This window comes from Agrobacterium sp. D14 (assembly GCF_001526505.1).
Classification (GTDB): domain Bacteria; phylum Pseudomonadota; class Alphaproteobacteria; order Rhizobiales; family Rhizobiaceae; genus Agrobacterium; species Agrobacterium leguminum.
Genome location: NZ_ASXX01000003.1, coordinates 105,086 through 116,727, shown reverse-complemented (window position 1 = coordinate 116,727; position 11,642 = coordinate 105,086). Strand labels below are relative to the sequence as shown.

General features: G+C 60.6%; 13 protein-coding genes. 10 read left to right on the top strand and 3 right to left on the bottom strand.

The window, feature by feature from the left end:
* Positions 1–38: 38 nt before the first annotated feature.
* Positions 39–2,756 carry a preprotein translocase subunit SecA gene (secA, locus tag L901_RS03695; RefSeq protein WP_059753586.1) on the bottom strand — a complete coding sequence of 906 codons (2,718 nt, stop codon included), beginning with the start codon at positions 2,754–2,756 and terminating at the stop codon, positions 39–41.
* Between the two features lie 242 nt (positions 2,757–2,998).
* Here secA and L901_RS03690 point away from each other — a divergent pair, with 242 nt between their 5' ends.
* The 6 genes from L901_RS03690 (at position 2,999) to L901_RS03665 (ending at position 7,179) form a co-directional block, all read left to right on the top strand.
* Positions 2,999–3,862 (top strand): peptidylprolyl isomerase, encoded by an 864-nt coding sequence (locus tag L901_RS03690; protein ID WP_035237262.1) that lies wholly within the window; start codon positions 2,999–3,001, stop codon positions 3,860–3,862.
* An 85-nt stretch (positions 3,863–3,947) separates the two neighbouring features.
* On the top strand, positions 3,948–5,189 hold the full coding sequence (gene argJ / locus L901_RS03685) for a bifunctional glutamate N-acetyltransferase/amino-acid acetyltransferase ArgJ (RefSeq protein ID WP_059753704.1): 1,242 nt from the start codon (positions 3,948–3,950) through the stop codon (positions 5,187–5,189).
* An 18-nt stretch (positions 5,190–5,207) separates the two neighbouring features.
* Positions 5,208–5,984 (top strand): GNAT family N-acetyltransferase, encoded by a 777-nt coding sequence (locus L901_RS03680; RefSeq protein WP_059753585.1) that lies wholly within the window; start codon positions 5,208–5,210, stop codon positions 5,982–5,984.
* Positions 5,981–6,394, top strand: a complete 414-nt coding sequence (mutT, locus tag L901_RS03675) for an 8-oxo-dGTP diphosphatase MutT (protein WP_059753582.1) — start codon at positions 5,981–5,983, stop codon at positions 6,392–6,394. Before L901_RS03680 ends, mutT begins: the two co-directional genes overlap by 4 nt.
* Before the next feature lie 172 nt (positions 6,395–6,566).
* On the top strand, positions 6,567–6,881 hold the full coding sequence (locus L901_RS03670; RefSeq protein ID WP_003522548.1) for a hypothetical protein: 315 nt from the start codon (positions 6,567–6,569) through the stop codon (positions 6,879–6,881).
* A 94-nt stretch (positions 6,882–6,975) separates the two neighbouring features.
* Positions 6,976–7,179 (top strand): Flp family type IVb pilin, encoded by a 204-nt coding sequence (locus L901_RS03665; RefSeq protein ID WP_059753579.1) that lies wholly within the window; start codon positions 6,976–6,978, stop codon positions 7,177–7,179.
* 4 nt (positions 7,180–7,183) lie between these two features.
* Here L901_RS03665 and L901_RS03660 read toward each other — a convergent pair whose 3' ends face one another.
* Positions 7,184–8,065 (bottom strand): methyltransferase domain-containing protein, encoded by an 882-nt coding sequence (locus L901_RS03660; protein WP_059753578.1) that lies wholly within the window; start codon positions 8,063–8,065, stop codon positions 7,184–7,186.
* A gap of 143 nt (positions 8,066–8,208) precedes the next feature.
* On the opposite strand from L901_RS03660, the gene L901_RS03655 reads away from it, so the two are divergent.
* Genes L901_RS03655 through L901_RS03640 form a run of 4 tightly spaced genes read left to right on the top strand, consistent with a single transcriptional unit; the run spans position 8,209 to position 10,633 of the window.
* Positions 8,209–9,000, top strand: coding sequence for a ComF family protein (locus L901_RS03655; RefSeq protein WP_059753576.1), 792 nt, complete (start codon positions 8,209–8,211; stop codon positions 8,998–9,000).
* A 60-nt stretch (positions 9,001–9,060) separates the two neighbouring features.
* Positions 9,061–9,315: a glutaredoxin 3 gene (gene grxC, locus L901_RS03650; protein ID WP_003522552.1), complete on the top strand. Its 255-nt coding sequence runs from the start codon at positions 9,061–9,063 to the stop codon at positions 9,313–9,315.
* A 32-nt stretch (positions 9,316–9,347) separates the two neighbouring features.
* Positions 9,348–10,208, top strand: a complete 861-nt coding sequence (locus L901_RS03645) for a carbon-nitrogen hydrolase family protein (RefSeq protein WP_003522553.1) — start codon at positions 9,348–9,350, stop codon at positions 10,206–10,208.
* Entirely contained in the window at positions 10,205–10,633 is a 429-nt protein-coding gene (locus L901_RS03640) for a DUF1178 family protein (protein WP_059753574.1), read from the top strand. Before L901_RS03645 ends, L901_RS03640 begins: the two co-directional genes overlap by 4 nt.
* 37 nt (positions 10,634–10,670) lie before the next feature.
* Here L901_RS03640 and ubiG read toward each other — a convergent pair whose 3' ends face one another.
* Complete coding sequence (gene ubiG, locus L901_RS03635; RefSeq protein WP_059753571.1) at positions 10,671–11,423, bottom strand: bifunctional 2-polyprenyl-6-hydroxyphenol methylase/3-demethylubiquinol 3-O-methyltransferase UbiG; 753 nt, start codon at positions 11,421–11,423, stop codon at positions 10,671–10,673.
* Positions 11,424–11,642: the final 219 nt, after the last annotated feature.

Genomic DNA, 11,642 nt, shown 5'->3' with positions numbered 1-11,642 from the left:
AAGGTGCGGGCGATTTCGTTTGTCTGTCAGGAACTGCCTCAGGCCTGTTCGTAAACGCCGTGGCAGTGCTTGTATTTCTTGCCGGAGCCGCAGGGGCACATTTCGTTGCGGCCGATACGGCCCCAGGTGGCGGGGTTTTCCGGATCGCGATCCTCGGCCGGCACGAAGGCGGCGGGCGCGGCCTGTTGGCCCTGCGCCATTTCGTCTTCGCCCGTATTGGGGTCGAGATGATGCGCCGTCATTTCCGGCAGTTCCGGCTGCTGCGGTTCCTGCTGCACCAGTTCCACGCGCATCAGCTGGGCGGTAACGGCCTCGCGCAGATTGGCGAGCAGCGCCTGGAACAGTTCGAAGGCTTCCGCCTTGTATTCCTGCAGCGGGTCGCGCTGGGCATAACCGCGGAAACCGACGACCGAGCGGAGATGGTCGAGGTTGACGATATGTTCGCGCCACAGATGGTCGATCGTCTGGAGAATGACCGAGCGTTCCACATAGGTCATGATCTCGGGACCGAAACGTTCGGCGCGCTCGGCGGCGTATTTGTCGGCGGCCTCGGTGACGCGGTGAAGAATATCGTCCTCGGCGATGCCTTCTTCCTTGGCCCATTCCTCCACCGGCAGGTCGAGGTTGAGGAACTGGGCGATGCCGGCCTTCAGGCCTGCAATATCCCACTGTTCGGCATAGGCATTTTCCGGAATATGCTTGGTGACGAGCGTTTCGATCACTTCATGGCGCATATCGGCTGCGGTTTCGCCGATATTGTCGGCTTCCATCAGCTCGAGACGCTGCTCGAAGATCACCTTGCGCTGGTCGTTCAGCACGTCGTCATATTTCAGAAGGTTCTTGCGGGTCTCGAAGTTGCGGGCTTCGACCTTCTTCTGGGCGCGCTCCAGCGCCTTGTTGATCCACGGATGGACGATTGCCTCGCCTTCCTTCAGGCCGAGCTTCTGCAGCATCGAGTCCATGCGCTCGGAACCGAAAATGCGCATCAGGTCATCCTGAAGCGACAGGTAGAATTTCGAACGGCCGGGGTCGCCCTGACGGCCGGAACGGCCGCGCAGCTGATTGTCGATGCGTCGGCTTTCGTGGCGTTCGGTGGCGATGACGTAAAGACCGCCGGCGGCGAGCGCCTTTTCCTTCAGCACCTTGATCTCGGCGCGGACTGCCTCTTCCTTCGCATCAAGCTCAGGACCCGGCTCCATGCCTTCCAGCTCGCGCTCGAGGCGCATGTCGACGTTGCCGCCGAGCTGGATGTCGGTACCGCGGCCGGCCATGTTGGTGGCGATGGTCACGGCGCCGGGAACGCCGGCCTGCGAAACGATATAGGCTTCCTGCTCGTGATAGCGGGCGTTCAGGACCTGGAAATCGGTAAAGCCGGACTGGCGCAGCATATGAGCGAGAAGCTCGGATTTTTCGATAGACGTGGTACCGACAAGAACCGGCTGGCCGCGTTCATGCGCCGCCTTGATCTCGGTGATGATCGCCTGGAATTTCTCCTCGCCGGTGCGGTAAACCTCGTCGTCCTCGTCGATACGCTGGATCGGCAGGTTGGTCGGCACTTCGATGACGTCGAGGCCGTAGATGTTGCCGAATTCTTCCGCTTCCGTCGCAGCCGTACCGGTCATGCCGGCCAGCTTTTCGTACATGCGGAAATAATTCTGGAAGGTGACGGAGGAAAGCGTCTGGTTTTCCGGCTGGATCTGCACCTTTTCCTTGGCTTCGAGAGCCTGATGCTGACCTTCGGAATAACGGCGGCCCGGCATCATGCGGCCGGTAAACTCGTCGATGATGACGATTTCGTCGTTGCGGACAATATAGTCCTTGTCGCGGGTGAAGAGCTTGTGGGCCTTCAGCGCATTGTTGATGTGATGGACGATGGCGACGTTTTCGACGTCGTAAAGCGATTCGCCCTTCAGCAGCCCCGCCTGCCGCAGCAGGTTCTCGAGCTTTTCGGTGCCGTCTTCGGAGAAGTTGGCCGAGCGCTGCTTTTCATCGATTTCGTAATCTTCCGGCGTCAGCAGCGGAATGAAGGCGTCGATGGTGTTGTAAAGGTCGGAACGGTCGTCCAGCGGGCCGGAAATGATGAGCGGCGTGCGCGCCTCGTCGACCAGGATCGAGTCGACTTCGTCGACGATCGCGTAGTTGTGGCCGCGCTGAACCATCTGGGCGCGGTCATATTTCATGTTGTCGCGCAGATAGTCGAAACCGAGTTCGTTATTCGTGGCGTAGGTGATGTCGCAGGCATAGGCCTCGCGGCGCTGGTCATCGTCCAGCCCGTGGACGATGACGCCGGTCGTCAGGCCGAGGAAACCGTAGAGCCTGCTCATCGTGGCCGCGTCGCGCTTGGCAAGATAGTCGTTGACGGTGACGACATGCACGCCCTTGCCGGCAAGGGCGTTGAGGTAGACCGCAAGGGTCGCCACCAGGGTCTTGCCTTCACCGGTCTTCATTTCGGCGATGGCGCCGCCATGCAGAATCATGCCGCCGGTCAGCTGCACGTCGAAGGGGCGCATATGCAGAACGCGACGCGACGCTTCGCGGGCGACGGCGAAAGCCGGGATCAACAGGTCGTCCAGTGTCTTGCCATCGGCAAGCTGCTGGCGGAACTCGGCGGTCTTGGCCGCCAGCGCCTCATTGGAGAGCGCCTTGGTGGCTTCTTCCAGCGCATTGATGGCTGCGATCTTGCTTTTATAGGAGCGGACGCGGCGGTCATTTGCCGAACCGAACAACTTGCGGGCTATTCCGCCGAGACTGACCATCTTACTGGCCCTTTCTGAAATTCCGTTTTGCCGGGCGCTTTTCTCCGTCACGCCGATTTCAGCATAAATGACGGACTTCGCCCTTCAACGTATCTGGACGCGAGGTTGCGTGACAGATAAGAGGGGGGGCAAATGATGTCAACGGTTCTGCCCGTTACAGAATGGCCACAATCCGGTGTTTGGAAGTTTTTTCAGAGCCGGAAACCATGTCTGGAGCCGGCATTGTCCCCGAAAGGTTCAAAATGTTGCGCTATAATAAAATTGCGGCTGCGGTGATTGTGGCCACGCTCGGCCTCCAGCTTCCGGCTTTCGCACAGGAAGACAAGGTTGTCGCCAAGGTCGGCGATCTGGAAATCCACCAGTCCGAACTCGACCTCGCCATGAGCAACCTCGACCCGCAGCTCGCGCAGCTTCCCGATGAGCAGAAGAAGGTCGCAGCCCTTTCCGGCGCGATCGACGTCAAGCTTCTGGTGAAGAACGCCAGCGCCGAAGGTCTGGAAAAGACTGAAGATTTCAAGAAGCGCATGGAATTCATCCAGGACCGTGAGCTGCACAACGCCTATTTCCGCAAGCACGTGGTCGATGCCGTTACCGCTGACGAAGTAAAGGCCCGCTACGACAAGGAAGTCGCAGCGCTGCCGCAGGAAGAGGAAATCAAGGCCGCGCATATTCTCGTCGCCAGCGAGGACGAAGCCAAGGACATCATCAAGCAGCTTGATTCGGGCAAGGATTTCGCCGCGCTCGCCAAGGAAAAGTCGACCGATTCCAACAAGGATGACGGCGGCGATCTCGGCTGGTTCGGCAAGGGCCGCATGGTGCCGGAATTCGAAGAAGCCGCTTTCGGCCTCGAAAAGGGCGCCTATACCAAGGCTCCGGTGAAGACCCAGTTCGGCTTCCACGTCATCAAGCTGGAAGACAAGCGCATCGCGCCGCCGCCGGCTTTCGAGCAGGTCGAACCGCAGGTTCGTCAGCTTGTCATGCGTGACAAGTATGTTGCCCTCATCGAGAAGGCAAAGGCCGATCAGAAGATCGAAATCATGGATGAGACGCTGAAGAAGGGCTACGACGAAGCCACGAAGGAACAGCAGGCTCAGCCGCAGCAGTAAAAACAAATGTTACGGGGCGGCTATGGGCCGCCCCGTTTCATCTCAGGCATTCCAGACCCCTTTTCCAGAATTTCAGGCGCTTCCCATGTCCGTTGCCGTTTCCCCGCTCGCTCCGAAATCCTATCCTGACATGCCTGCGCTGCGCGGCGTTCGCATGGCGACGGCTGCCGCCGGCATCAAGTACAAGAACCGCACCGACGTTCTGCTGATGGTGTTCGACAAGCCGGCAAGCGTCGCCGGCGTCTTCACCAAATCGAAATGCCCTTCCGCCCCGGTCGATTTCTGCCGCGCCAATCTCGGCGGCGGCGTGGCGCGCGCCGTGGTGGTCAATTCCGGCAATGCCAATGCCTTTACCGGCGTCAAGGGCAAGGCCGCGACCGAATTGACGGCGAAATCCGCCGCTGCCGCCGTTGGCTGCTCCGAGAGCGAGGTCTTCCTGGCATCGACGGGCGTGATCGGCGAGCCGCTGGATGCGACGAAATTTGCCGGCGTTCTCGGCGACATGAATGTCAGGGCGGAAGCCGATTTCTGGCAGGAAGCCGCCAAGGCGATCATGACGACCGACACCTATCCCAAGGTTTCGACCCGCACCGCCGAGATCGGCGGCGTGATCGTGACGATCAACGGCATTTCCAAGGGTGCTGGCATGATTGCGCCCGACATGGCGACGATGCTCTCTTTCGTGGTGACGGATGCGGATATCGAGCCCGCCGCCCTGCAGTCGCTTCTGTCTGCCGGTGTTGGCCCGACATTCAATTCCGTGACGGTCGATAGCGACACTTCCACCTCCGATACGTTGATGCTGTTTGCGACAGGTGCTGCCGCTGAAGACGGCCAGGTGAAGGTAACGAGCGCCGATGACGAGCGCCTTGCCGGCTTCCGCATCGCGCTGAACGATCTCCTCAAGGACCTTGCCCTGCAGGTGGTTCGTGACGGCGAAGGCGCGCGCAAGATGGTGGAAGTCACCGTAACTGGCGCGGAAAACGATGCCGCCGCCAAGAAGATTGCCCTTTCCATCGCCAATTCGCCGCTGGTGAAGACCGCGGTTGCCGGCGAAGACGCCAATTGGGGCCGCGTCGTCATGGCCGTCGGCAAGTCCGGCGAAATGGCCGACCGTGACCGCCTCGCCATCTGGTTCGGCGGCGTGCGCGTGGCCGTCAACGGCGAGCGCGACCCGGATTATTCGGAGGCGGAAACCAGCGCGGTGATGCGTCTCGAAGACATTCCGGTGAAGGTGGATATCGGTCTCGGTCAGGGAACGGCCACCGTCTGGACCTGTGACCTGACGAAAGAATATGTTGCGATCAACGGCGACTATCGGAGCTGACCGTTGGAGCCGAAGAGAATGCAGGACAATAAAGCCGTCAATCTGCCGCTGGTTCGCCGTCTGGAAGCCGTCAGCTTCCGGGCATGGCCTGCCTCGTCGGTGATTTATGACGGCAGCTGGCAAATCCGCCTGACGGGTTCGCACCCCTCCAAGCGCATCAACTGCGTGGTGCCGCTGGACCCGTCCGATTACGGAAATAGCGCGGTGCGGCTGGAAAAGGCGCGCAAGCGTTTCGAAGATTTCGGCCGACCGCTGGTGGTGCGCGAAACGACGCTGATGCCGCCGCAGCTGAGAGAATTTCTCTCGAATGACGGCTGGTCCGTGTTCGAAGAGGTGATGGTCATGACGGCCGATCTCTCCGGCATGGAGCTGCCCGAAACGCTGGTCAGCCTGCCGAGCCACGATATCGGCCGTTTTGTCGAGGCGAGCATCAAGGTCAGCGATAGCGACCCGGCGCTCCGTCCGGCGATTGCGGAAATCGTCAGCTCCATCAAGCCGGCGCTCGGCCTCTTCATCAATGAGGAAGTGGAAGGCAATCCGCTCGCGACCGTGATCTGTGTGCAGGATAACGACCTTGCCGGCATCATCTCCCTCGATGTCGAAAAGTCGCAGCGTAAAAAGGGCCTCGGTACGCAGGTTTTGTCGTCGGCACTGCGCTGGGCGAGAATCAGCGGCGCAAAAACCGCCTGGCTGCAGGTGGTTTCCACCAATGCGCCGGCGATCGCCCTTTATGAGAAATTCGGCTTCTCGGAGGCCTATCGTTATCGCTACTGGCGCAAGGGAACCGGCGAATGAGCGAGGCTGGCAAAAAAATCCTGCTGGTCGCCGCCTGCGCCCTTCTCGATCAGGATGGCCGCATTCTTCTGGCGCAGCGTCCGCAAGGCAAGTCGCTTGCGGGCCTGTGGGAATTTCCGGGCGGCAAGGTGGAGCATGGCGAGACGCCGGAGGAAACCCTTGTCCGTGAACTGGACGAGGAGCTGGGTATCAAAACCAAGGTCGCCTGCCTCGCACCGCTGACATTTGCCAGCCACACCTATGAGACCTTTCACCTCCTGATGCCGCTTTACGTGTGCCGCCGTTATGAGGGCATTGCACATGGCCGGGAAGGACAGGCGATTAAATGGGTGAAGCCGCAGGCCCTGCGCGATTACCCCATGCCGCCGGCCGACGAGCCGCTCATCCCCTTCCTGCAGGATCTGCTATAAAATCGGGAAGCCCCCCGAGGTCCTCGCGTGTTATCCCGTCACAGCTTCGTGAAAATGCCCCGTTTGCAGCGCTTTGCCGTGCCAAAACGGGGCTGTGTTAAGAGATCGTTCAGCACCCTCTGGCAGATTGTTAAGCTAAAGAAGCGGTAAACTGCGCGAGACGAGGTTGGTCATGAACGAGGATTTCTGGAAGACGGTGGAAGGTCGTCACTTGTATTCCGACAAATCCCGTCGTACCGGCGTGCTCAATGTGGCGCTGCTTTTCGGCACGGCGGTTATCGCGCTCTCGCTCATCGTCACTCCCATGCTTGCCGGAAAATCCTCCACGCGGGTGGCGCAGTTTCCCGACAATTACGACATGATCAGCACCGGCTCCATCAAGAAGACCGATGTGGGCAAGACCTATTCCATCCGTCGCAGCATCACCCAGCCAATGCCGGAAATGCCCTGCGTGGTCACGGGTTATAGCAACGAGAGCGGTTGCTGATCGTTTACCATCAACGGTAACGGATTCCTCACATCGCCGACCTAGGATAGAGTTGATTTCAACAGGGCAGAAGCCGGTTGTCGCAACGCACCGGATGGCGGATGGGGAATATCCTGTGCTGCATTTTTTTATCAATTTTTGCAAAAGCGAAGACGGTGCCACAGCGGTTGAATACGGCTTGATCGTCGGGCTGATTTCCGCCGCCCTCATCGCTGGCGCAGGCAGCATCAGCAGCAATATCAATGCCGTGTTTCAGTTCATCGTAGACACTTTGGTCGAGTTGAAGCCTTTTGGCTGATCGCTCAGGACAGCTTCACCTCGGTTGTCTTTAAGGCATCGGCAAGCCGCACCTTGGCGGAGCCGGGTTTCAGCGGTTTCTGCTGGCTTTCATGCGGCGCCCAGCCTGATACATAGATGATGGAAAATGTCGCCCTTATCCGCCCGTCAGGATCGGAATATCGCTCGGCGTAAAGCTCCGCCGCGCGCAGGAAAAAGGCGCGGTTGAGCGGTTTTCTGCTGCGGCTTGCCAGCGGATTGGCCATGCCCATGGCGCGCAGGTCGCGCATCAGCGGGAAAATCGAATCGTAACGCACGGTGTAGCTTTCCGCATCGGTCACGGGGAGCGCAAAGCCGGCGCGCTGCAAAAGCGCACCGACATCGCGCACATCGGCGAAGGGAATGACACGCGGGCTGGCGCCTCCTGTCAGCTCCGCCTCGGCGGTCAGCAGCACGTCGCGCAGTTCCTGCAGGGTGCCGCTGCCGGGAATGGCGCCGAGAAACAGGCCGTCCGGTTTCAATGCCCGGCGGATCTGGATCAGCGCGCCGGGCGTATCGTTGGTCAGATGCAGGGCAAGCGGTGAAACGATGAGGTTGGCGGAGGCCTCCTCGAGCGGCAGATGCTCCATGGAAGCGGCTTCGGGAATATTCGCATCCGTCGCAAAACAGCTTTCGGTTTCGATACGGCGAATGGTATCCACCTTGCCGGTTTCCGCCAGCCGTCGGGCGGTGACGCCGGTTCCGCCGTGAAGTTCGATTGCGGTCTCGAACTGGCGCTCGACGATGGCAAGTCTGTCGGCCAGCTCTTCGGCTGCCATATCGAGAAGAAACAGGGCCTTGTCGTCGCGCTGGTTCCACGCCCGGCGACGGTTTTGTTCGATCAGGGCCTGGTCAAAGAGAATATCCATCGTCTTGCCTGCTCGGCCTCAAACGCCTTCGGGATCGGCGGGCCGTATCGTTGGTCTCATGCCGCCTGGGGCATCGTTTTCCCGGTGTCGGGAGGGAACTATCGCTCTCGCAAAGGCACCCGTTCGGCGGTAAAGTCAACCTCATGGGCGCTGGTGAAAGTCTGTTTTCGGGTTTGCTGTCGAAGTCTGCGGCCGTGCCGGCGGCGGCGGGAGACATGTGGCGTGCGGTCTTTCGTATGGTCTACCCGCCAACCTGCGCGGGCTGCACCCGCATGACCGGCGGCGAGGGCGCCTTATGTGCGGATTGCTGGCGCGATGTGGCCTTTATCGATCGCCCTTTTTGCGAGGTTCTGGGCATTCCCTTCGCGCGGGATCACGGAGACGGTTTCGTGAGCGCGCAGGCGATTGCCGAACCACCGCCTTTTGACCGGCTGCGCGTCGTCGCAAGCCACGAGGGAACCGCCCGCAAGCTGGTGCACCGGCTGAAATATCAGGATCGGACCGATCTCGCCCGCCTGATGGCGCTGTGGATGCTGAGGGCAAGTGACGGAACGGTGGATGCCTGCGATTGCATCGTGCCCGTTCCATTGCATCGCAACCGTTTCCTGCGCCGCCGCTTCAATCAATCCGCCGAGCTGGCGCGGCATCTGGCCAGGGCCTCCGGTAAGCCCTTGCTTGCCGGCACGCTGCTGCGCGTGAAGCCGACAGAGCGGCAGGTGGGGCTTTCCGCACTCGCCCGGCGGGACAATGTGCGCGGCGCTTTCGCGCTCGCGCCCGGCCGGGAAACCGATGTCCATGGCAAGCGCGTGGTGCTGGTGGACGACGTCTACACCACCGGCGCCACGGTGGGTGCGGCAAGCCGCGCCCTGCGCAGGGCCGGTGCCGCGGATGTGACGGTTTTGACCTTTGCAATGGCCATTTCCGGGCCTATATGAAACCTGAATGACATGACTTTATCGTGCGTTTTACCGCACGTTTGCGAGGGCTTTGAAAACATGGCACCGGTGACGATCTATACGCGGGATTTTTGTGGTTATTGCGCGCGCGCCAAGGCGCTGCTGGACAGCAAGGGCGTGGATTATGCCGAGTATAACGCCACGACGACGCCGGAATACCGGCAGGAAATGATCGAGAAGTCCGGCGGAACGACGTTCCCGCAAATCTTCATCAACGGCCAGCATGTGGGCGGCTGCGACGATCTGCACGCGCTTGAGCGCGCCGGTAAACTGGATGCGCTACTGGCCGCCTGATCGGCCGCGATCTTGCGGGTATGGAGGATGTGATGAGTTTCAAGGCTGCCGCCATTCAGATGCGCTCCGGCGTCGATCCGGCAAGAAACGCCGCCGATATGGAACGGCTGGTGCGTGCGGCTGCGGCCGAGGGCGCCGTCTATGTGCAGACCCCGGAAATGACGGGCGCAATCCAGAAGGACAGGCAGGCGCTGCGTGCGCAACTGCGGGATGACGACGGCGATATCATCGTTGCGACGGCCGCCCGTCTTGCCCGCGAACTCGGCATTCATGTCCATGTCGGCTCCACGGCCATTGCCCGCCCGGATGGCAAGATCGCCAATCGCGGTTTTCTCTTCGCGCCGGATGGTTCGCGCATCTGCAGCTATGACAAGATCCATATGTTCGATGTCGATCTCGACAATGGTGAAAGCTGGCGTGAAAGCGCTGCCTATCAACCCGGCGAAGTGGCGCGTATCGCCGAACTTCCACTGGGGAAATTCGGCTTCGCAATCTGCTATGACGTCCGTTTTCCGCAGCTTTTCCGCGCGGAGGCGCTGGCAGGTGCGGAGGTTCTGACCGTTCCGGCGGCTTTCACCCGGCAGACGGGGGAGGCCCATTGGGAAATCCTGCTGCGCGCCCGCGCCATCGAAAATGGCGCTTTCGTCATCGCCGCCGCGCAGGCCGGCGTGCATGAGGACGGGCGGGAGACCTTCGGCCATTCCATCATCATCGACCCATGGGGCAAGGTTCTGGCCGTTGCCGGCGGCGCTGGCGAAGAGATCATCTTCGCCGAGATCGATACCTCGCTGGTGGCTGCCGCGCGCGGAAAAATTCCCAATCTCCGCAATGCCCGCGAGTTTGGTCTGGACACGGTTATTCCCCTGAAACCTGCCGGAGGTGAAGCGGCGTGATCCGTTATGCGCTGGCCTGTGAAAAGGGCCATGAGTTCGAAGGCTGGTTTGCCGGCAGCGACGATTTCGACGATCAGTTGCAGCGCGGTTTCCTGTCCTGTCCGGTCTGCAATTCCGTGCAGGTCTCCAAGCTGTTGATGGCGCCTTCGGTTTCCACCGCCCGCAAGAAAGACGAACGCCAGACGCTCGCCATGGATAGCGCCCGAAAAGAGGCGCTTGCGAAAATCCGCGAGGCCGTTGCCAATATCCGCGCCAATGCGGAAGATGTCGGCGATAAATTTCCGGAAGAAGCCCGCAAGATCCACTATGGCGAAGCGGATGAGCGCGGCATCATCGGCAATGCCTCGGCGCAGGACGCCAAGGCCCTGCTGGACGAGGGTATCGAGATCGCGCCGCTGCCGGTGCTGCCCGACGACGTCAACTGAACTCTTTTAGACGACATCGCGCAAATAGCGCCATGCGTTACCCCTGCGCCGGCCGCTTCGCCAGCATCATGTAGTTGACATCCATATCCGGCGAAAGATTCCAGCGATCCTGCAGCACGTTGTAAAAGACGCCGGTGCGGTGGACGATATCCATGCCGCTTGCCACCAGCGGCCGCTCGAGCTCTTCCGGGCGAACGAGCTTTTCATACTGGTGCGTGCCACGTGGCAGCCAGCGCAGCACGTTTTCGGCGGCAAAGATCGCCAGTGCCCGGGCTTTGAGCGTGCGGTTGATGGTGGCGGCGAACATCAGGCCGCCGGGGCGCACCATTTTCGCGCAGGTGGTGACGAAGAGATCGACATTGGCCACATGCTCGACCACCTCCATGTTGAGGATGACGTCGAAGGTTTCGCCGGCTTCCTGCAACTGCTCCGCAGTCACGGCGCGGTAGTCGACACTGACCCCGCTTTCGCGGGCATGGGTGGAGGCGATGCCGATATTCTTTTCCGAGGGATCGGCACCCACCACATCCGCGCCCATGCGTGCAACGGGTTCGGAGAGAAGGCCGCCGCCGCAGCCGATATCCAATATGCGCAGCCCTTCCAGCGGGCGGTGCGCCTTCGGGTCGCGGCCGAAATTTTCGCAGATGCGGTTGCGGATATATTCGAGTCGCACCGGATTGAACTTGTGCAGCGGGCGGAACTTGCCGGTCGGGCTCCACCACTCCGCAGCCATCGCGGAGAAGCGATCCACCTCGCTCTGGTCGACGGTCGTCTGTGCGGTTTCGCTCATGGTTCTGCTCCATATTGCTGTTGCATTGAAGTCGGATGATTGACCCCCGAAGTCAAGACCGGCGGTCCATTCCGGCGGTGATTTATCGGGCGCTGATTGCCGCAGGTGGAACTGATTGGATGCCTCATTTGTTTCATGCTGCGTTCATGCAGAACCGCGTATTTTCCGGTCGTGGCAGTATGCGGAACGCATACTCGTCCATCGAACATGGTGGATGCT

Excerpts from the sequence above, each read along its gene's own strand:
- secA (WP_059753586.1), bottom strand. The coding sequence starts at position 2,756 with ATGGTCAGTCTCGGCGGAATAGCCCGCAAGTTGTTCGGTTCGGCAAAT.
- L901_RS03690 (WP_035237262.1), top strand. The coding sequence starts at position 2,999 with ATGTTGCGCTATAATAAAATTGCGGCTGCGGTGATTGTGGCCACGCTC.
- argJ (WP_059753704.1), top strand. The coding sequence starts at position 3,948 with ATGTCCGTTGCCGTTTCCCCGCTCGCTCCGAAATCCTATCCTGACATG.
- L901_RS03680 (WP_059753585.1), top strand. The coding sequence starts at position 5,208 with ATGCAGGACAATAAAGCCGTCAATCTGCCGCTGGTTCGCCGTCTGGAA.
- mutT (WP_059753582.1), top strand. The coding sequence starts at position 5,981 with ATGAGCGAGGCTGGCAAAAAAATCCTGCTGGTCGCCGCCTGCGCCCTT.
- L901_RS03670 (WP_003522548.1), top strand. The coding sequence starts at position 6,567 with ATGAACGAGGATTTCTGGAAGACGGTGGAAGGTCGTCACTTGTATTCC.
- L901_RS03665 (WP_059753579.1), top strand. The coding sequence starts at position 6,976 with ATGGCGGATGGGGAATATCCTGTGCTGCATTTTTTTATCAATTTTTGC.
- L901_RS03660 (WP_059753578.1), bottom strand. The coding sequence starts at position 8,065 with ATGGATATTCTCTTTGACCAGGCCCTGATCGAACAAAACCGTCGCCGG.
- L901_RS03655 (WP_059753576.1), top strand. The coding sequence starts at position 8,209 with ATGGGCGCTGGTGAAAGTCTGTTTTCGGGTTTGCTGTCGAAGTCTGCG.
- grxC (WP_003522552.1), top strand. The coding sequence starts at position 9,061 with ATGGCACCGGTGACGATCTATACGCGGGATTTTTGTGGTTATTGCGCG.
- L901_RS03645 (WP_003522553.1), top strand. The coding sequence starts at position 9,348 with ATGAGTTTCAAGGCTGCCGCCATTCAGATGCGCTCCGGCGTCGATCCG.
- ubiG (WP_059753571.1), bottom strand. The coding sequence starts at position 11,423 with ATGAGCGAAACCGCACAGACGACCGTCGACCAGAGCGAGGTGGATCGC.